Source organism: Gemmatimonadota bacterium (assembly GCA_009692115.1).
Classification (GTDB): Bacteria; Gemmatimonadota; Gemmatimonadetes; order Gemmatimonadales; family GWC2-71-9; genus SHZU01.
This window is the reverse complement of the sequence record SHZU01000012.1, coordinates 1-18,409: the sequence shown is the minus strand read 5'-3', so window position 1 is coordinate 18,409 and position 18,409 is coordinate 1. Positions and strand designations below refer to the sequence as shown.

The 18,409-nt window shown below is 67.3% G+C and carries 17 protein-coding genes and 1 tRNA gene; 14 read left to right on the top strand and 4 right to left on the bottom strand.

The window, feature by feature from the left end; all coding sequences use genetic code 11:
• Nucleotides 1-12: 12 nt before the first annotated feature.
• From EXR94_13120 to recN, 11 genes are read left to right on the top strand one after another with little or no spacing between them, the layout of a single operon-like run.
• The gene (locus tag EXR94_13120) at nt 13-1,071 is read left to right on the top strand and encodes a phenylalanine--tRNA ligase subunit alpha (GenBank protein ID MSR03657.1); all 1,059 of its coding nucleotides are present in this window, start codon (nt 13-15) and stop codon (nt 1,069-1,071) included.
• Nucleotides 1,068-3,437, top strand: coding sequence for a phenylalanine--tRNA ligase subunit beta (locus EXR94_13115; GenBank protein MSR03656.1), 2,370 nt, complete (start codon nt 1,068-1,070; stop codon nt 3,435-3,437). The genes EXR94_13120 and EXR94_13115 overlap by 4 nt, the downstream gene beginning before the upstream one ends.
• Before the next feature lie 57 nt (nt 3,438-3,494).
• Nucleotides 3,495-4,022: a cell division protein ZapA gene (locus EXR94_13110; protein ID MSR03655.1), complete on the top strand. Its 528-nt coding sequence runs from the start codon at nt 3,495-3,497 to the stop codon at nt 4,020-4,022.
• A 57-nt stretch (nt 4,023-4,079) separates the two neighbouring features.
• A complete protein-coding gene (gene rny, locus EXR94_13105; protein ID MSR03654.1) occupies nt 4,080-5,660 on the top strand; it encodes a ribonuclease Y in 1,581 nt (526 codons plus the stop codon).
• The gene (locus EXR94_13100; GenBank protein ID MSR03653.1) at nt 5,657-6,538 is read left to right on the top strand and encodes a bifunctional 5,10-methylene-tetrahydrofolate dehydrogenase/5,10-methylene-tetrahydrofolate cyclohydrolase; all 882 of its coding nucleotides are present in this window, start codon (nt 5,657-5,659) and stop codon (nt 6,536-6,538) included. Before rny ends, EXR94_13100 begins: the two co-directional genes overlap by 4 nt.
• Nucleotides 6,448-7,710, top strand: a complete 1,263-nt coding sequence (gene xseA, locus EXR94_13095) for an exodeoxyribonuclease VII large subunit (protein MSR03652.1) — start codon at nt 6,448-6,450, stop codon at nt 7,708-7,710. The genes EXR94_13100 and xseA overlap by 91 nt, the downstream gene beginning before the upstream one ends.
• The gene (gene xseB / locus EXR94_13090) at nt 7,707-7,928 is read left to right on the top strand and encodes an exodeoxyribonuclease VII small subunit (protein ID MSR03651.1); all 222 of its coding nucleotides are present in this window, start codon (nt 7,707-7,709) and stop codon (nt 7,926-7,928) included. Before xseA ends, xseB begins: the two co-directional genes overlap by 4 nt.
• Entirely contained in the window at nt 7,921-8,826 is a 906-nt protein-coding gene (locus EXR94_13085; GenBank protein MSR03650.1) for a polyprenyl synthetase family protein, read from the top strand. Before xseB ends, EXR94_13085 begins: the two co-directional genes overlap by 8 nt.
• 9 nt (nt 8,827-8,835) lie before the next feature.
• On the top strand, nt 8,836-10,734 hold the full coding sequence (dxs, locus tag EXR94_13080) for a 1-deoxy-D-xylulose-5-phosphate synthase (protein ID MSR03649.1): 1,899 nt from the start codon (nt 8,836-8,838) through the stop codon (nt 10,732-10,734).
• Nucleotides 10,731-11,600: an NAD(+)/NADH kinase gene (locus tag EXR94_13075; protein ID MSR03648.1), complete on the top strand. Its 870-nt coding sequence runs from the start codon at nt 10,731-10,733 to the stop codon at nt 11,598-11,600. The genes dxs and EXR94_13075 overlap by 4 nt, the downstream gene beginning before the upstream one ends.
• Nucleotides 11,519-13,264 carry a DNA repair protein RecN gene (gene recN, locus EXR94_13070; GenBank protein MSR03647.1) on the top strand — a complete coding sequence of 582 codons (1,746 nt, stop codon included), beginning with the start codon at nt 11,519-11,521 and terminating at the stop codon, nt 13,262-13,264. Before EXR94_13075 ends, recN begins: the two co-directional genes overlap by 82 nt.
• Here the strand turns inward: recN and EXR94_13065 are convergent.
• Nucleotides 13,261-14,793, bottom strand: coding sequence for a hypothetical protein (locus EXR94_13065; GenBank protein ID MSR03646.1), 1,533 nt, complete (start codon nt 14,791-14,793; stop codon nt 13,261-13,263). The genes recN and EXR94_13065 overlap by 4 nt on opposite strands.
• A 175-nt stretch (nt 14,794-14,968) precedes the next feature.
• On the opposite strand from EXR94_13065, the gene EXR94_13060 reads away from it, so the two are divergent.
• From EXR94_13060 to EXR94_13050, 3 genes are all read left to right on the top strand, one after another.
• Nucleotides 14,969-15,265, top strand: a complete 297-nt coding sequence (locus tag EXR94_13060) for a hypothetical protein (GenBank protein ID MSR03645.1) — start codon at nt 14,969-14,971, stop codon at nt 15,263-15,265.
• Between the two features lie 132 nt (nt 15,266-15,397).
• The gene (locus EXR94_13055; GenBank protein MSR03644.1) at nt 15,398-15,865 is read left to right on the top strand and encodes a hypothetical protein; all 468 of its coding nucleotides are present in this window, start codon (nt 15,398-15,400) and stop codon (nt 15,863-15,865) included.
• Nucleotides 15,853-15,936, top strand: a tRNA-Leu gene (locus tag EXR94_13050). The genes EXR94_13055 and EXR94_13050 overlap by 13 nt, the downstream gene beginning before the upstream one ends.
• Nucleotides 15,937-15,972: 36 nt before the next feature.
• Here EXR94_13050 and EXR94_13045 read toward each other — a convergent pair.
• From EXR94_13045 to EXR94_13035, 3 genes are read right to left on the bottom strand one after another with little or no spacing between them, the layout of a single operon-like run.
• Nucleotides 15,973-17,352: a site-specific integrase gene (locus EXR94_13045; GenBank protein MSR03643.1), complete on the bottom strand. Its 1,380-nt coding sequence runs from the start codon at nt 17,350-17,352 to the stop codon at nt 15,973-15,975.
• Nucleotides 17,303-17,605 (bottom strand): DNA-binding protein, encoded by a 303-nt coding sequence (locus tag EXR94_13040; protein ID MSR03642.1) that lies wholly within the window; start codon nt 17,603-17,605, stop codon nt 17,303-17,305. Before EXR94_13040 ends, EXR94_13045 begins: the two co-directional genes overlap by 50 nt.
• Complete coding sequence (locus EXR94_13035; GenBank protein MSR03641.1) at nt 17,602-18,144, bottom strand: hypothetical protein; 543 nt, start codon at nt 18,142-18,144, stop codon at nt 17,602-17,604. The genes EXR94_13040 and EXR94_13035 overlap by 4 nt, the downstream gene beginning before the upstream one ends.
• Nucleotides 18,145-18,409 lie beyond the last annotated feature (265 nt).

Here is an 18,409-nt window from a genome sequence, read left to right as displayed (position 1 = left end):
TTGAGGAGTGACATGGAACCGACTGGCTATCACGAACTCGACGGATTGTTGCCCCGCCTGGCCGCGATTCTATCCCTGACTGGTGAGGCGCTCGAGGCCGAGCGGATTGCCGTGCTGGGCCGGAAACAAGGGCTGCTGACGGCGCTGCTGAAGCGACTTCCCGACCTGCCTCCCGACCAGCGGAAGGCCTTCGGGGCCGCCGTCAATCAGGTCAAGCAGGCCTTCGAGGCCGCGTTTGACGCCCAGGCCACCGCGCGGGCCGGCGCCGAGACCGCCGCCGGATCGGGGCTCGACCTCACCATGCCCGGCCGGCACCGGTGGGCCGGTGCCGAGCACCCGGTCACCAAGGTGGTGGCCGAAATTTGCGACATCTTCCGATCGCTCGGGTTTGCGGTGGCCGTTGGCCCCGAAATCGAGGACGAGTGGATGAACTTCTTCGCGCTCAATTTTCCGAAGAACCACCCGGCGCTCGATGCCCACGACACGTTGTACTTGTCCGACGGCACCGAGGCGGCAGACGGCGGCAAGTTGCTGCTCCGGACCCACACCTCGCCGGTGCAGATCCGAACCATGCAATCCGGACCGCCTCCATACCGAGTGGTTATTCCCGGCATGGTCTATCGGAACGACCCCTTCGATCCGTCCCACGCGCCGGCCTTTGCCCAAATCGAGGGGCTGGCCGTCGACGAGGGCATCGGACTCGTGGACTTGAAGGCAACGCTGACCCAGTTCATCCATCGGTTCTTCACGCCGGCCACCAAAGTTCGCTTCCGGCCGTCCTATTTCCCGTTCACGGAGCCATCGGGCGAACTCGACGTTGAGTGCCAGTTGTGCCACGGGAGCGGCTGCCCCGCCTGCAAGCAGACCGGCTGGATGGAAATCCTCGGATGCGGCATGGTCCACCCCAACGTGCTGACCAACGCGGGCGTCGACGCCGAGCGGTATTCCGGGTGGGCGTTTGGAATGGGACCGGGCCGGGTGGCCATGAACCGGTACGGCCTGCCCGACATTCGGTATCTCTATAGCGGGGACATGCGGTTGCTCCGCCAGTTCGGAGGAGTGAAGACATGAACGTATCTCGCCGTTGGCTGGAGGCGTTCCTCGGCCGCCCACTCGAGATCAAGGACCTGGTGCCCCGGTTGGCCATGCTCGGGCTGCCGGCCGATGCGGTCGAGCCGGTCAATGCCCATCTGGCGCCGGTGGTGGTGGGGCAGGTCGTGGAGTTGGCCCGCCATCCGAACGCCGATCGGCTGAGCGTTTGTCAGGTCGACATCGGGGGCGGTCAACGCCGGCAGGTGGTCACCGGCGCGTCGAACGTGGCGCTGCTGGCCAAGTACCCGTTTGCGGCGGTCGGGGTCACTCTACCGAACGGGATTACCCTCGAAAAACGGAAACTCCGGGGTGAGTTGTCCGAGGGGATGCTCTGCTCGGCCGACGAATTGGCGCTCGGGAGCGACCACGACGGGCTTTTGACCCTCACCACGGAGGCCGAGCCGGGTACCCCGATTCTCGACGTCCTCGGGCTCGGCGATGACCGACTGGTGCTCGATGTCTCGCCGATGCGGGGCGATTTGCTTGGTCACAAGGGTGTGGCTCGGGAGTTGGCCGCGTCGCTCAAGGTGGCGTTCCGGTTGCCGTCGATTCCCGGGACCAATCCGGCCGAAGGGCACTCGGTCCGCCGAGCCGACGGGGCCTCAGGCACGCTGGCTGGCGGACTGACGATCGCGGTCGAGCCGGGATCGTCGTGCGGGAGGTTTACCGCGGCGGTCATCGAAGGGGTGACGGTGGGGCCCTCGCCCGAGTGGCTCCGGCGCCGGCTGGAGTCGGTCGGGCAGCGCTCGATCAGCAACGTCGTCGACGTCACCAACTATGTCCTCCTCGAGTTGGGGCAGCCCTTGCACGCGTACGACGGCGCCAAACTCCGCGGCGGGAGACTCGGCGCCCGTCTGGCCCGCGCCGGCGAACCCCTGACCACGCTCGACGGAACCGACCGGGCCCTTGCCGCCGAGATGACGGTGGTAGCCGACGGCGCCGGCGCGGTGGGGGTGGCGGGCATCATGGGCGGCCGGGACAGCGAGGTGAGCGACACCACGACCACCGTGGTGCTCGAGGTGGCTTGGTGGGACCCGGCAGCCACCCGGCTCACCCGGCAGGCGTTAGGCGTCGTTACCGAAGCGAGTCAGCGCTATGAGCGGGGCACCGATTTGTGGGGACTGCCCGACGCGCTCCGGCGGGCCCTCGACTTGGTGGTCGCGACCGCGGGCGGCCGGGTGGCGGACGCCATTGACGTCTGGCCTGATCCGTCCAACCCGCCCCGGGTGTTTCTCCGCCAAAAACGAGTGGCCCAAATCGTCGGGCTCGATCTGCCCCTCGCCACGATCGAGCAGGCCATGGTCGCCATCGGCGCCACGGTCTTGGCCAAACCGGACGACGGCCGCCTGGCGGTGGATGTTCCCGGCTGGCGGCGGGACCTGACGACGGAAATCGACCTGGTCGAGGAAGTGGCCCGGATCTACGGCTACGACCGGCTGCCGGATCAGATCCGGCCGTACCGGCCCGGAGCCCAGCTCGATGCCCCGATCGACCGGGCCGCGGCAATGGCCCGAAAGGGGCTGGCCGCCGAGGGGCTCTACGAGGTGGTGTTGCTGCCGATTGGTCCCGCCACCAGCGAGCAGGCGGTGGCGGTGCTCAATCCGCTGTCGGCCGATCACGGGTTCCTCAGGGAGCGGCTGCTCCCGGGGTTGATCCGACAGGTCGAAGCCAACTGGGCGGCCCAGGTTCGGGACGTCCGGCTGTTCGAGATCGGGACGGCCTTCCAGGCCGCCCCGAGCCGCCCGGTCGAAACCACCCGGATCGCGGCGGTCATCACCGGCTCCCGGGGCCCTGCTCACTGGTCGGAATCGGGCCAAGGCCCGGACCTCGATTGGTGGGATCTGAAGGGCCTGTTCGAGCGGGCCGTCTCCCTGGCGAATCCCGGGGCCCTGGTACAAGTTGAAGGCGGGGAATTGGTTGCCCGGGCCGGCGGGGCGGTGGTGGGCCGGGCCCTGGAGTTGACGGCGGACGCGCCGCCGTGGGCGGCCCCGCTGTTCGGCATCGAAATCGACCTCGATGCGGCGCCGCCATCGGTGCTGGCTTTTGTTCCGCCACCGTCCGTTCCGGCTGCCGTTCGCGACCTGGGTCTCGTGGTGCCGTGGTCGGTCACCGCGGAGGCGGTCGGTGCCGAGATCCGTAAGATCGGGGCCGGGTTGCTCGAGTCGGTTGCGGTCATTGACGAATACCGAGGGACCGGGGTGGCCGCGGGTGCCCGCAGCGTGGGGTTCCGATTGGTGTTCCGCCGCCGCGATCGGACCTTGAAGGACACTGAAGTCGACAGCGCGGTCACCCGGATTCGGGGAGGCTTGGAGAAAAAGCTTGGCGTCACACTCCGAACATCCTGAACAGGCACTCGTGGAACTCGAGCGCGTTGCCGGCCTACTCGAGACCGAGTTGGCCGGGTGGCGTCGGCGCTGTCTCAAGGCCGAGTCGTTGGTCGAGGAGGCCCGGAACCGGGTCCCGGAAGTCACCCGCGGCGATCTGGTGCTGCTCCGGGGCCGAATCAGCGAAGTCGAGTCGGAAAACCACCGGCTCCGGGACCGGATTGGGGCAGCCCGCGAGCAGCTCGAGCAGTTGAAGACCCGGCTCCGGTTCGTCGGCGATCAGGTCACGGGAGACATCCGGTGAGCGGGCCGAAGCCGGTCGAAGTGGTCATTGCCGGCCAGAAGCTGACGGTGAGTTCCGATCACCCCGCCGAGTATACCCGCGGCGTCGCGGCGTATCTCGACTCGGCGGTCCAGCGGATTCGGACGGCGGCCCCGACCATCGATGGTCATCGCGCCACGATTCTCGCGGCGCTTGCGGTTACGGATGAACTGTTTCAAGCCCGCCCGCACGATGCGGCAACCACCCACCGTATTGACGCGGTGGCGGATCAGCTGGCGCGGTTACTTCCCCCGGCAGTACGGGGTCCCCGAGCCCAAGACTAGGTTGCCTCTGGGCCTTAACCGATTCGTGGCGCCCTCGCCGCGTGCGGAGATACACTGATGTCGATCCTCGAATGGCTCCTCGCGGGTGGAGGAGTAGTTGCTGGAATAGTGCTGGCCCTGGTTGGCTACACCGTCGTCCTCCGCTCCAAGAAACGTGACGCGGCCGGCCTGGTCGCGACGGCCGAGCGCGACGCATCCCAATTCGTCACCAAAGCCCGGGACGAGGCCGACAAGGCCCGTTCCGCCGCGTTGGTCGAAGGCAAGATGGAGGCGCTCAAGCTCCGCGAAGAGTTTGACCGCGACCTCGGCCGGCGACGCGAAGAAATCGACCGGACCGAGCGCCGACTCGAAGAGCGGGAGCGCGGAGTTACCAAGCGCAACGAGGAGCTCGACCGCCAGTCCAAGGCGGTCTCGGAGCAGCAGGGCGCCCTGGCCCAGAAGGAGCTCACCCTCGAGGCGCGGACCAAGGAAATCGACGCGCTGGTGCACGAGCAGCGGCAGCGTTTGGAGCGGGTGGCCGGCCTCACGGTCGAACAGGCCCGGCGAGAATTCATCCAGCGGGTCGAGGACGAAGCGCGAGCCCAGGCCGCGGCCCTGGCCCGGGACATCAAAGACCAAGCCAAGAAGAACGCCGAAAAGGACGCCAAGCGGATCATCGCGATGTCGATCCAGCGGGTGGCCGCCGAGCACACGGCGGAGACGACCGTGGCGGCCGTTGCGTTGCCGAGTGACGAGATGAAGGGCCGGATCATCGGGCGCGAAGGACGGAACATCCGCGCCTTCGAACTCGCGACCGGGGTCGATTTGATCATCGATGACACCCCTGACACCGTGATTGTGTCCTGCTTCGACCCGATTCGCCGCGAGGTGGGCCGGCGGGCGCTCGACGCGTTGATCACCGACGGCCGGATTCACCCCGGCCGGATCGAAGAAATCGTCAAAAAAATCCAGAAAGATCTGGAGGATCAGCTCGTCGAGCTCGGCGAGCAGGCGGCGTTCGAAACCGGCATTCACGGGCTTCATCCTGAGATGATCAAGCTGATCGGCCGGATGCGCTATCGGACCAGCTATGGCCAGAATATCTACGAGCACTCGAAGGAGGTCTCGTGGATTGCCGGGATGATGGCGGCGGAACTCCATCTCGATGTCATGCTCGCCAAGCGGGGCGGGCTGCTGCACGACGTCGGCAAGGTGCTGACCCACGAGAGCGAAGGCACTCACGTTCAGCTCGGCGTCGAGATGGCCACCAAGTATCGCGAGAATCCGCTGGTCATCAATTGCATCGCGGCCCACCACGATGACGTGGCCCACGAGACCCCGGAGTCGGTCCTGGTGCAGGCCGCCGACGCCATCAGCGGGTCACGGCCCGGCGCGAGGCGCGAGGCGTTCGAGACTTACGTCAAGCGGCTCACCAAGCTCGAGGAGATCGCCACCAGCTTCGAGGGGGTCGAGAAGGTCAACGCGATTCAAGCCGGCCGGGAAGTGCGGGTCATCGTCGTACCCGAAAAAATTAACGACACCAAAGCCCAAGAGTTGGCCGAGGCCATCGCTAAGCGGATCGAGGGCGAGTTGCAGTATCCCGGACAAATTCGGGTCACGGTCATCCGGGAGACCCGCGCCACCGGGGTCGCCAAGTGACCGCCCGGCTTCTCGACGGGACTGCCATCGCCAACACCATCCGGGCCGACATTGCGAAGGATGTCGCCGGGCTGGTGGCCGGCGGCGTGCAGCCCGGGTTGGCCGTGGTGATCGTCGGCGACGATCCGGCGAGCCTGGTCTATGCCGCCAGCAAAGGAAAAGCCTGTCTCGAAGCGGGGATGCACTCGGAAACGATTCGGCTGCCCGACACCGCCACCGAGGCTGAGTTGCTGGCGATCGTCGACCGACTGAACGCCGATCCGAGGATCCATGGGTTCCTGGTTCAGCTGCCGTTGCCGAAACACATCAGGACCGAGCGGGTCCTGCTTCGCATCGATCCGAACAAGGATGTCGACGGGTTCCACCCCATGAACGTTGGGCGGGTCTCGGTCGGCGATCCGTCGGCCTTTCGACCGGCCACCCCCTACGGGTGCCAGCAGATGTTGATCCGGGCGGGGATCGAGACCAAGGGCGCCCATGCCGTGATCGTCGGCCGCTCCAACATCGTCGGCAAGCCGATTGCCAATCTCCTCGTGCAAGACACGCCGGGCGGGAACGCCACCGTCACTATCTGTCACTCCCGCTCCCGGGACCTCCCAGCCATTACTCGTCAGGCGGACATCTTGGTGGTGGCCATCGGCAAGCCGGAATTCGTCACCGCCGACATGGTCAAGCCGGGCGCCGTCGTCGTCGATGTTGGGATCAACCGGGTTCCCGATGCCACTCGTCCCAAGGGCTATCGGATCGTCGGCGACGTGGCGTTCGAGCCGGTGGCCCAGGTGGCGAGTTGGATCACGCCGGTGCCGGGCGGAGTGGGCAAGATGACCATCGCGATGTTGCTGCGCAATACGGTTCAAGCGGCGAAACAGAGCCGGTGAAACGGCAGTCCCGCCAGTCGCCCGATCTCTTCGGCAAAGAACCGGCCCAACCGACGAACCGGCCGGCGTACACGGTGTCCGAACTCGGGGCGGCCCTCCGGGTGGCCGCCGAGTCGGCGGTGGGGCAGGTGTGGATCAAGGGCGAAGTGATCGGGATGAAGGCCTACGAGGCCGGTCACTGGTACTTCACTCTCAAGGATGCGGAGTCTCAACTCCGCTGCGTCATGTGGCGCTCGTACGCGGAGCGCCAACGCCTCGTGCCGGTTGACGGGGTGGAGGTGTACGTCCTTGGCACCCCGACCGTCTGGGCCGCCCGCGGCGAACTCCGGATCAATGCGGTGGCCTTGCTCCCCACTGCCGGTGTCGGTCTCCAACAACTCGCCCTTGAGCGGACCCGGGAGCGGCTGGCCGAGGACGGACTCTTCGACCCGGCCCGCAAGCGGAGCCTGCCCGCGTTTCCGAGGGCCATGGCGGTGGTCACAAGCGCCGACGGCGTGGTCGTGCACGACATCGTGACCGTGGCGCGGCGGCGGTGGCCATCGGTTCGGATCGTGCTGGTGCCGGCCAAGGTCCAGGGTGACGACGCCGTGGACGAACTCGTCCGGGCCCTGGCCATCGTGAACCGGCTCGATGGCATCGATCTCTGTATTGTCGGGCGCGGGGGCGGCGGGCGGGATGATCTCTCGGCGTTCAATGCGGAGCCGGTGTGCCGGGCGGTCGCGGCGGTCCGGGTGCCGACCATTTCGGCCGTCGGGCACGAGACCGATGTGACGTTGACGGATCTGGTGGCCGACCTCCGGGCCCCGACCCCCTCGGCGGCGGCGGCGATGGCGCTCCCGGACCGGAGCGCCATCGGCCGGCAGGTCGCGTCACTGGGCAGCCGGTTAGGCAGCGGACTTCGGCGCCGGAGCCGGGTGCTGTCCGAGCGGCTGGCCCGGGTGTCGCTCCGGGCTCGACATGCCATCCGGCGCCGGGTCGAGGTTCCCCGGCGCCGGTGGGAACGGCTGGCGGCATCGCTCGACGCGCTCAGTCCGCTCGCGGTTTTGGGCCGGGGATACTCGGTGGCCCAACTTGACGATGGCCGAGTGGTGCTCACCCGCGATCAGCTACCGGCGGGGACGGGGTTTTCACTGCGGGTATCGGACGGCACTATCAAGGCAAGGTCAGAATGAGTGAAGATCCGCTGGCGACCGATCTCAAACGGCTCGAAGAGATCGTCCAGGCGCTCGAGGGCGATGAGATTGACCTCGACCGGGCCCTGGCGTTGTTCGAGGAGGGGGTCCGGTACCTCAAGACCGCCAAGGACCGGCTGTCCGAGGCTGAGGCGCGGGTCGAGCGGGTCCTGGAAGACGCCGATGGAGTGCTCAAGCTGACGTCGTTTGATGCCTGATCTGGCGCCCGCGGCCGAGCTGCTCGCCGAAGCGCGGGACGTGGCCGACGAGCACCTGCTGGCGGTGGCGGAGCGGCTCCGGTCCGAAAGCCCCGGCCCGTTGGGTGAGGCCTTGGCCTACGCGCTCGGCACGGCGGGCAAGCGAGTCCGGCCGGCTCTGGTGCTGGCCTGCTACCGGGCGGCGGGCGGTCGCCACGACGCCATTACCCGCCTCGCCACGGCGGTCGAGATCATCCATACGTATTCGCTGGTCCATGACGATCTGCCCTGCATGGACGATGACGCTCGACGGCGGGGGCGGCCGACCACCCACGTGGCGTTCGATGCCCCGACCGCCACCCGAGTCGGGTATCTGCTGGTGCCGGTGGCCATTGAGGTGCTCTGCGAATCCAATCGGGAGCTCGGGGTGTCGGATGCCACCCATCAGGCCATTGCCCGGACGCTGCTCGAGGCGAGCGGCATTCAAGGCATGGTCGGGGGGCAGTGGCTCGACTTGGCGGCGGAGGGGCGCTCGCTGGTGGCCGACGACCTGACGACCATCCACGCCCGGAAAACGGGGGCCCTGATCGAGGCCGCCTGTGTGGTCGGGGGGCTGGCGGCTGGAGCGGGCGGACAGACCATTGAGGCGCTGGCCGGGTATGGCCGCGAAATCGGCCTGGCTTTTCAAGTGGCCGACGATGTCCTCGACGCCACCGCCACCACGGCCCAACTCGGGAAGACCGTGGGCCGGGACGTCTCGCTCCAGAAGTCGACCTACGTGAGCTTCCTCGGCGTCGACGGGGCCCGGGCCGAGGCGGAGCGTCTGGCGCACCGAGCGGTGGAATGGTTGGAGCGCGGCGGGGTGGCGTCGCCCTCGCTGGTGAGTCTGGCACATTATATTGTGAATCGTCAGTCCTGAGGGCTCAACATGTCATTACTGCCAGCCATTCGCGGTCCGGCCGATCTCAAACGGATCGGGCGCGATCAGTTGCCCGTGCTTGCCCAAGATCTTCGGGACCGGCTGATCCAGTCGTGTTCGGAAACCGGCGGCCACATCGGGGCCAGTCTCGGGTGCGTCGAACTCGCGATCGCGTTGCTCTACGAGTTTGATTCGCCGACCGACAAGATCGTCTGGGACGTGGGGCACCAGGCCTATGCGTGGAAGCTCCTGACCGGCCGGAACGAAGGTTTCGACTCGCTCCGCCAGCGGGGAGGGGTGTCCGGGTTTCTGAAGACTAGCGAGAGCGCGCACGACCAGTTCGGCGCGGGTCACGCCGGTACCGCCATGTCCGCCGCCTTCGGCATGGCCACTGCCCGGGATCTCCTCGGCCTCGACTACAAGGTCGTGGCGGTCGTGGGCGACGGGGCGCTCACCTGCGGCCTGTCGTACGAGGGCATGAACAATGCGGGACACTCCGACCGGGACATCCTCCTGATCGTCAACGATAACGGGATGTCGATTTCCCCGAACGTGGGCGCCATCAGCAAGACGCTCGGCGGGATCGTCGCGACGCCGTTCACCAACCGGATCCGGGAGATCATCAAGCACTGGACGCTCAAGGCCGGCAAGGTGTTCGGTGACGAGGTCGTCGAGTTCGCCAAGAATGTCGAAGAGAGCGCCAAGAACCTCTTTTCCGAGGGGATGTTTTTCGAGGAACTCGGCTTCCGCTACTTCGGCCCGATCGACGGCCACGACCTCGGCAAGCTCTGCGATACCCTCCGGTTCGTCCGGACGCTCAAGGGACCCCGGGTGCTCCATGTTCTGACCGAAAAAGGGAAGGGGTTCTCCTACGCCGAGGACAACAAGGAAAAGTGGCACGGGCTGGCGGCGTACGACCCTGACACGGGCGAGGCCCGGAAGAAGGCCAGCGGCCCCCCGACCTGGACCCAGGTATTCGGCGATGCCCTGTCCGATCTGGCGGAGGAGCATCGCGATTTCGTCGTCATCACCGCGGCCATGCCGTCGGGGACCGGGACCAACATCTTTCAGAAACGATGGCCGGAACGGTTCTTCGATGTCGGGATCGCCGAGGGGCACGCGGTGACGTTTGCGGGCGGGCTGGCCACTCAAGGGGTCCGGTCGGTGTGCGCCATCTATTCCACCTTCTTGCAACGGGCCTACGACAACATCATCCACGACGTCGCGGTCCAGCACCTGCCCGTGATGTTCTGCATGGACCGGGCGGGCCTGGTGGGCGAGGACGGCCAGACCCACATGGGTCTCTACGACATTGCCTACATGTTGGCGGTGCCCGGCATGGTGGTAACCGCGCCCAAAGATGCCGATGAATTGGTCGGGCTCCTGAAGACCGGCCTCACCCATCACGGCGGCCCGTTCTGCACTCGCTATCCGCGCGACAAGGTGCCGGCCGCACCCCGCCCGGTAGCGGAAACGCCCGCCGTGCCGTTCGGGACGTGGGAACTCCTCCGGCCCGGGAAGGACGCTGCGATCCTTGCGGTGGGTACCATGGTCGGCCCAGCGCTCGCGGCGGCCGACCGGCTTCACCAGGATGGGATCGAGGCGGCTGTGGTCAATTGCCGGTTCCTCAAGCCCTATGATCGGGCCCTGCTCGACCAGCTGGCGCAGGACACCAAATTGCTGGTCACCGTGGAAGAGGGTACCGTGGTCAATGGGTTCGGGGCGTATCTCGGTCGCGAGTTGGCCGACACCCACCCCGGGGTCCGGGTCGTGGCCATGGGTATTGCCGACCGGCTGGTGGAACAGGCTCCGCGGAACGCACAGCTCGAGAGTTTCGGTCTGTCGGCCACCGGGATTGCGGCCCGGGTGGTCGCGCTCCACCACGAGGGCAGCGTCGAAGCGCGATGAACGTCGGCGTGGTCGGGAATCCCCGCTATCGCGGATTGGCCGGGATCTTGGCCGGCATGGCCGCGCGCGCGCCCGGTTTGGGCTTGACCTTCTTTACCGAGCCCGAGCTGGCGCCTCTGTGGGAGGGGTCGGTGGCCCCGATCGGCGTCGCCGACCTCGACGCCTTGGTCACGTTAGGCGGCGACGGGACTCTGCTCCGGGGGGCCCGCTCGCTCGGCCGAAAGCCGGTCCCGGTGCTCGGGATCAACCTGGGCCGGGTCGGGTTCCTGACCGCCTGCACCCGCAACGAGCTCGACGGGGCGCTGGCTCGGCTGGCCGCCGGTGATTACGTCATCGAACCCCGGATGGCGCTCGATGCCGAAATTGTCGGGGCCGGCAATCCCCGGTTCCCTCTGCCGCCGGCGCTCAACGACGTAGTGGTCCACAAGGCGGGCGTGGCCCGGATGATCCAGCTGGGCGTCCGGGTCGACGATCAGGATGTCGGGCCCTACAGCGCGGACGGACTCATCGTCGCAACCCCGACCGGATCGACGGCCTACTCGCTCTCGGCCGGTGGCCCGATCATCGCGCCCGACGTCGAGGCCGTCGTGATCACGCCGATCTGCGCCCACACCCTGGCGGTTCGCCCGCTGGTCATTCCGTCCACCGCCGTGATCACAATCACCCCGATCAGCGGATGGGCCGAGGATCTCCTGGTTTCGGTCGATGGCCAGCAGGCCATGACACTCGGCCCCGATGACACGATCGAGATCGGCCGGAGCGAGCACACGGTCCAGCTGGTGCGATTCGGCCAACGCAGCTACTTCGCCCGGATGCGCCAGAGCCTCCGGTGGGGGGATTTGGCCGAGCGCGACAACACTCAGTGATCTCCGAACTCCGGGTTCGTGACCTCGTCACTGTCGCCGACGCCACGCTCCACCTCGGCGCCGGTCTCAACGTCTTGACTGGCGAGACGGGCGCCGGCAAATCGATGCTGGTCGATGCCTTGGCGCTCTTGCTCGGCGGCCGGGCGGAGAGCGGGGCGGTTCGGCCCGGGGCCCAGAAAGCCATCATCGAAGGCGTGTTCGAGGGGCTTCCTCGCCGGGTCAAAGCGGTGCTCGAGTCCCTCGGTCTCGATCCGGAAGACGACCGGGTCGTGGTGCGCCGGGAAGTGTCGGCGGAGGGCCGGTCCCGCGCCTGGGTCAATGGGAGCCCGACTACGGTGGCGGCCTTGGAGCAACTGGGCGGCGCCCTCGCCGACCTGCACGGCCAGCATCAGACGGTGTCGCTGCTCCAACCCGAAACCCAGCGCGAGGTGCTCGACGGATTTGCGGGGGCCGTCGCGGAAGCCCGGCAGGTGGCGGAGTGCCACGCGGGGCTCGGCCGGTTGCAGGAGGAGGAACGGCAGTTGATCGACCGCCGGGAGGCGGTCCGGAAGAAGGCCGACTACCTCCGGCACGTGGTCCAGGAAATCGACGCGGCCAAACTCCAGGCTGGCGAAGACGAGCGGCTTGACCAGGATATTCGGAAGCTGGCCAACGCCGAAGAGCTCCGGTCGTTAGGCGAGCGGGTGGCGGGAGCGCTCGAGGAGGACGACGGCGCGCTCAAGGGGCTCCACGCCGCCGAACAGGCGTTCGGGCGGCTGGAACGAGTCGACCCCGGGGTGGCCGATTGGCGGATGTTGATCGACCAGGCCTATGCCGCCCTGGAGGAACTGGCCCGCCAGGCCCGGGACTACGCCCGCGCCATTGAGGACGACCCGAGCCGGCTCCGCGAGCTCGAGACCCGCCGCGGCGTCCTCGATCGGTTGGGCCAGAAGTACGGCGCGTCGATTGATGCGGTGCTGGTCACCCGGGTGGAATCCGCGGGCGAACTCGATCTGCTCGATGCCGCGGCCTTCGATTTGAAGGCGCTGGCGGCCCGTCGCGAAGCAGCGGAGCGGGAACTCAAATCTCTGGCCAAGGGACTGACCGAACGGCGCCGGATCGGCGGCGACCGGCTGGCCCGAGCGGTCAACCGCCAACTCCCGAAATTGGGGCTGCCCGGTGGACGGTTTGAGGTGATGCTCATGCCGGCGGCTCAGATCGGCAGCTACGGCGCCGAGGCGGTGGTGTTTTCCGTCCAACTCAATGTCGGGCTCGAGGCTCGGCCGGTGCATAAAGCAGCCTCGGGCGGCGAGCTGTCCCGGCTGATGCTCGCCCTGACCTCGGCGTTGGCGCGTCAGGACGCGATCCCGACGCTGGTGTTCGACGAAATCGATCAAGGGGTTGGCGGCGAGGTCGGGGCCCAAGTGGGCGAGGCCCTGGCCGATGCCGCCAAGCGCCATCAGGTGCTCGTCATCACCCATTTGCCGACGATTGCCGCCAGGGCCGATCGTCATTTGGTGGTATCGAAGCGAGCCAAGGCGGGCATCGCCACCAGCGCCGTCGAGGTGATCCACGGCGAGGACCGGGTCGGAGAAATTGCCCGGATGCTAGGCGATGCCGACAGCGACTCGGCCCGCCGTCATGCCCTGGCCCTCCTCGGACCGAAAAACGCTGTCCAGGCCTAACGGCCCCCGCCGAGTAGCCGGGTGTAAAACCGCAAATCAATCCGCACCGAATGGACATCGGGAATGATGCCCTTGGTGGATCGGGCGATCCGTTCGTAGCGGAAGCTCGCGTCCATGGGGAGACCGAGCGCCCCCAACTTGCTCAGACCGGCGTGGGAGTACGAGAGACCCCCGGACAGCAGCAGCGCATCGGAACGGGTGCCGTCTCCGAGCACATCAACGTCGACCCCTACAATCTCGGTTTGACCAAGCGCGTAGCCGAAACGGTCTCGCCCCTTGGTCCAATAGTCGGCCCCAGCAAAGAACGACAGGTACGGCGCCAGCCGGAAAAACGGGTGGGCGCTCACTCGGATCACATCGCCGGGATCGCGCCGCACCCCGGCCAGGGTGGTCTTCGGGGCAATCGGCGCGTCGTAGCGAGTGATCCGCCGGTTCTGGTTCCCGGGCAGTTGGAGATTGTAGCCCCCGGTAAACCGGGCGCCGAGCCGGCCCTTCACGTAGTCGGCGGTCAGGGAGAGCTCGACGTCGGGCTGACGGTCGCCGGTGCCGACGTCGAACGGGCGGTCGGGGTTGTCGAGTTTGGCTGTCCGGAGCCGGACCGTGGCATCGACCACCGCCCGAAGGCCGGAGCCGAACGTGGTGCTCGGAAACCGGTCGATCACCGCCACCGCGACGCCCACCTCGATATCGCCGAGGAACGAGAGGGCGGGGATGTCGTTGATGGGACGCATCCCGATCGTCCCGTCTGGATTGGTGAGATAGTTGTCGAACCGGTCGTAGTCGAGGCCCTGAGCGGCGAAGGCCGGGGTCCCGGTACCCATCGTGACGCCGAGGGATCCGAGCGTGTTTCGGAACGCGTTGATCGCCGCCAGGATCAGCTGGCCCGCTTCGGAGTTGTCCCGCGGGGCAAAATCAGCCGACCCGTCCTGGAGCAGGGCGGTCAACTCGCTGTCGAGGAGTTGGCCCCGGATCAGGGCCTGGTCCGCCGCTTGGCGGAGGGCCGGATCGGTGTCGTACGCGCCGGCGGTAATCCGGGTCCGCAGGCTGCTGATGGCCACTCGGAGCACCGAAAGAAACGACGAGGTCTGGCTTCGGCCCAGGACGTTTCCGAAGGCCTCGCTGGCCGGGTTGAAGCCGGCGTTCGATCCCGTAGAGTCGACCAACACCCGGGGGGCCACCTTGACGGCAATCAGCGGCACCATGCCGTGGATCGTGATGGTCTTGGTGAGGCCGTAGGCGCCGCCGAATCCGGTGGTTCCGAGATTCACGAGTTGCGAGGCGGTTGACCGGCCCACGTTGAGGGAAAGGTCGGCCCGGCCGGTAATCGCCCGGACTCGCCGCTCGGCCTCCGCCAGCCTCGGAATGAACGAGGCGTCCATCAGCCGGTTGAAGGCCGCGGCGGCCTCGGTCCGGGAGCCGTCGTTCCAGCGCCAATCATAGCTTTGGAGCTGGCCCATGAAATCAAGCCGGAGCTTGTTTTTGGGGACGGTAATCGGGGTGATCTGGGCGGCCAGCGATGGGACGGACATGCCCGCTCCAGCGACGCCAATAAGCCCGGCGACAAGACTTCGGATCCGCATCGGGGAAACTTGTCCGCCGAGGGCGACGGATGGTAGGGGGGGCGGGGCAGGTGACGGACCTGAAAGCAACCTGTCTCAGTCGAGTCACGGCCCTCGCGGTTGGTGGCCCGGCCCGATGTTCGAGATGGCCACCGGAATCGGCACGATCACCATTCGGGGCCACCTGTCGACCGGCAGAAAGGGTTGGCGGCTCCGGGCTGAGGCGGCGCGCCGGCGATCGGTCGTCACCATTCACATTACCGCCATCGAAACCGCCGACCAGCGGTTCCCCGACCTCGAACACCACGAATACACCGCCACGGTCCGCCTCGCCGGGGCGGGCCGTTACAGTGTCCGGATCGCCCACGCTTTTCTTCTGCGTGATCAAGGCGGCCAAGGCATGCCCCGCCCGGTCTTCGAGGACACGGCCTCGGTCCTCTGACCCCACCCCGGCACATCGTTTGCCGTGAGCTTCCCGTGACGTACGTCCATTCAAGTTGCCACCCCCTCTCTGCCGAGACCCATCAGAGGGTTCGGGTGGTCACCATTCCAAGGGCCCGGGCGGGCCCTTGGAATGCGGACGTTCGTGAAACAGGTCGTGGTTGCCGGGCTGATGGCGTTAGGTGGAACCGCCTGCGGCTTCGAACCGCCGACCGCGGTGCCGTTCGAGCCGCCGCCGGAGTACCGGGTCTGGTTCGCCGCCACGGAAGCATGCTCCGACCGGCGCGGGGATTTCGCAAAGATCCGGTGGTTTCAGGTGCCGGGCCGGTCGTTTCCGTTCCCGACCGGGGAGTGTGTGGCCCGGTGGGAACCCGGCTCCCGCGTCTATGTCGCTGATTTCTGGATCGGGCACGAGATGGTGGCCCGCCATGAAATGCTCCATGACCTGATCGGCCGCTCCGGCCATCCCAATCCCCCCTTCGGTGTCGGGTGCCCCCTCACCTGGGACACCTGGCCGTCCGGCCGCCTGGCCGGCCCAGCGGCCCCCCCCCGTTCAGATCGACTGAATTTGGCTATCTTCCGGTCACCGCTCGGGTGGTGAAACCGGTAGACACAAGGGACTTAAAATCCCTCGGGGGCAACCCCATCCGGGTTCGAGTCCCGGCCCGAGCATTCGAGTTACGCGTTTTGTCCACATGGGATTTTGGGTTACTGTGCCCGTACTGTGCCCAAACTCGCCAACTTCGCCACGCCTTCCCGCAGATCTTGCTCGCTCACAATGGCATACCGACGGTACACGTTTTCGGTCTTGTGGCCGGTCAGTTTCATGGCGACCGACCGCGACACGCCCGCCCGTTCGAGGTTCCGAACCGCCGTCCGGCGGGCGTCGTGGAGCAGCCGACCCGGTACTTTGGCCCGTTCACAGGCGGCCCGCCAGGCGTGGTAGTGGTCCCTGATCGGCAGGCCGAAGTGGTGAAAGACCAGGGCCACCGGCTTGCCCGTGGCGGCCTCCACCATGTCGGTCAGATTCCGTTGGGACCGAAGCACGGCCTCGAGGGCGGGCAGGGCATCGACCGGAAAGACCCGCGCCGCATGGTTCTTCGTGTGCTCGGCTTCGAGGCGGATCGTACCGGCCTCGAAATCGACTCGATCCCATGTCAGGGTGAGCAGCTCCTGCTTCCGCCAGCCGGTGAGCACGGCGGCCTGCAGGACCGGGCGGAGATACTCAGGCAGCTCGACCAACAGCGCCTCGACCTGGGCCGGCTCGAAGAATCCTTGGCGGGCGTTCTGGACCGTGATGGTGGGGAAGGCGGGCCGAGCCGGGAGCCGACGAGCGCGAACCGCCAACGTGAATCCACGGCGGAGAATCGCCAACTCATATTGAATCGTGGCGAGGGCCAACTCATCCGCGAGGCGTTCGGCGGCGTAGGCCGCGAGTCGGTCATAGGTGATCGCCAGCGCCTTGACGCCCGCAAAGCGGCCGGCCAGCGCTCGCGTGGCCCGTTCCATCCGGGCGGTTGATCGGTTCTGTTTCAGGGCATAGTCGGCCGTGACCATCTCGACCAGATCCTCGAAGCGGAGGCGCTCGGCCGCCTGGCCGATGTGGGCGCCGGTCCCCACTTCGCCGAGCCGTTGCTGGAGCCGCTTTTCCGCCACGCGCCGGCTGGTGGTGCCGGCGCTTTCCCGGACGGCGCGGTCGTTGACGGAATACTTCATCCACCAGATCGCGCCTCGGCGGAACAGCGAGCCGGTGCCGCGAGGGCGGCGGGTCGTGGTCGTGGTCATCGGGCGCCACCTTTCCGGGCCTCTTGGGCTTTCTTGGTTCGGACCTTGGCGGCGGCGGCACTTGCCTTCGTGGCGCTCGCCACCCGTTGGGCCGCCGTGAGCGTGGCGGCCCGGGCCAGCCCACCACGGCGGCCGAGTGATACCGCGGCGGGGTCTTTCTTCGGCGTCGTCAATGTGCGCTCCCCATTCGTCGGTCGGGGATATTCCCGACCCCTCAAATAGAACCACCGTAGCGGTTCGGTGTCCAGTCCCCTTACGCCACCTTGCCCCGGGTCCGGAGCCAGGCCGCCAGTTCGGCCGCATCGAACCGCAAGACCCGGTGAGAGATCTTCCGCGTGAACGGGTACCGCTTGGCCTGGCGGTACAGGGTGCCGGGACAAATCCCGAGCCGGGCCGCGGCTTGATCCACCGTGAGCAGGTCCGGGGCGGCCAGCGGGGCCACCGGGGCCACCGTTTCGGCTAAGAGGGCTTCGAGCCAGGGCGTCGGCACCGTGACGGCGGAGGCGGCCGGCTGGGCGTCCAGGAGCGCCCGCAGGTGATCGCGTGGGGTGGTCATCGGCGGCCCGGGTCTTCAGCGAGTTCGGGGCCCCGCCGAGAGAGACTAGTCATCAAGTCGTAGATGATCGCATCGAGCGCCGCCGTGGCTTCAGCAAGACTTCGCAACCCGACGATTCGATGGGATTCCCGCGTCGGCGTGGCAAGAAGTTGCGCCCGCAAGGCCCCGAGCAGGTCGCCGACCGCCTTCTCGGTTTCCTCAATCGAGACCACCAAGCCCGCTTCTCGCGCCTCCCGGGCTTCGGATAGCCGCCGCTTCGAGGCCACCAGCTTGGTTTGTTCGTCCACGAGATCGGGACTGGCGACGGCGGCCACGGCCTGCTCGACCTGGCGGGCGACCCACCAGGGCAGGTAGGCGGGCCAGAGAACCCGGGTCACGCCACCGATGACGGTGATCGGGCAGCCAGGAGCCTTGGTGTCGTTCGAGACCGACCGGACCGACCGCGGGAGACCCAAGCCGGTCAATCGCTCGGAGGTCTGACGGGTCGAGAGGCGTTCCGGGGTCAATCCGGTTCCTTCGGGCTCATTCAAGTTTTTCATGTCAACTTTCCACATATCGGGGCCAGCTCGGGCAACGGCATCGGTCGATCACTCGCCCTAGCACAAGTTCTTGAACGCGCTCTGCGCGGACCCGCATGAGAGTTTTCGGAAAGAACCTAGGCGGGGGGGGGAGGGGGCTCCAGGCGCGGCGATCGTCGGGCGTTAGGTGTGCTGGTGGCTCGGTTGGGTTCAACCGGCCGACCGGGCAGCCGCGCGGGTCACGCATGGGCCACCGCCTCGACCTGCAGCGATCGGCCGTGATCGG

Coding starts and splice junctions, on each gene's coding strand:
- EXR94_13075 (MSR03648.1), top strand. CDS start 10,731: ATGAACGTCGGCGTGGTCGGGAATCCCCGCTATCGCGGATTGGCCGGG.
- EXR94_13120 (MSR03657.1), top strand. CDS start 13: ATGGAACCGACTGGCTATCACGAACTCGACGGATTGTTGCCCCGCCTG.
- EXR94_13045 (MSR03643.1), bottom strand. CDS start 17,352: ATGCGGCCGAACTGGCGGCCTGGCTCCGGACCCGGGGCAAGGTGGCGT.
- EXR94_13065 (MSR03646.1), bottom strand. CDS start 14,793: ATGTCCGTCCCATCGCTGGCCGCCCAGATCACCCCGATTACCGTCCCC.
- EXR94_13085 (MSR03650.1), top strand. CDS start 7,921: ATGCCTGATCTGGCGCCCGCGGCCGAGCTGCTCGCCGAAGCGCGGGAC.
- dxs (MSR03649.1), top strand. CDS start 8,836: ATGTCATTACTGCCAGCCATTCGCGGTCCGGCCGATCTCAAACGGATC.
- xseB (MSR03651.1), top strand. CDS start 7,707: ATGAGTGAAGATCCGCTGGCGACCGATCTCAAACGGCTCGAAGAGATC.
- EXR94_13035 (MSR03641.1), bottom strand. CDS start 18,144: ATGAAAAACTTGAATGAGCCCGAAGGAACCGGATTGACCCCGGAACGC.
- EXR94_13055 (MSR03644.1), top strand. CDS start 15,398: ATGCGGACGTTCGTGAAACAGGTCGTGGTTGCCGGGCTGATGGCGTTA.
- EXR94_13060 (MSR03645.1), top strand. CDS start 14,969: ATGGCCACCGGAATCGGCACGATCACCATTCGGGGCCACCTGTCGACC.
- EXR94_13115 (MSR03656.1), top strand. CDS start 1,068: ATGAACGTATCTCGCCGTTGGCTGGAGGCGTTCCTCGGCCGCCCACTC.
- rny (MSR03654.1), top strand. CDS start 4,080: ATGTCGATCCTCGAATGGCTCCTCGCGGGTGGAGGAGTAGTTGCTGGA.
- EXR94_13040 (MSR03642.1), bottom strand. CDS start 17,605: ATGACCACCCCACGCGATCACCTGCGGGCGCTCCTGGACGCCCAGCCG.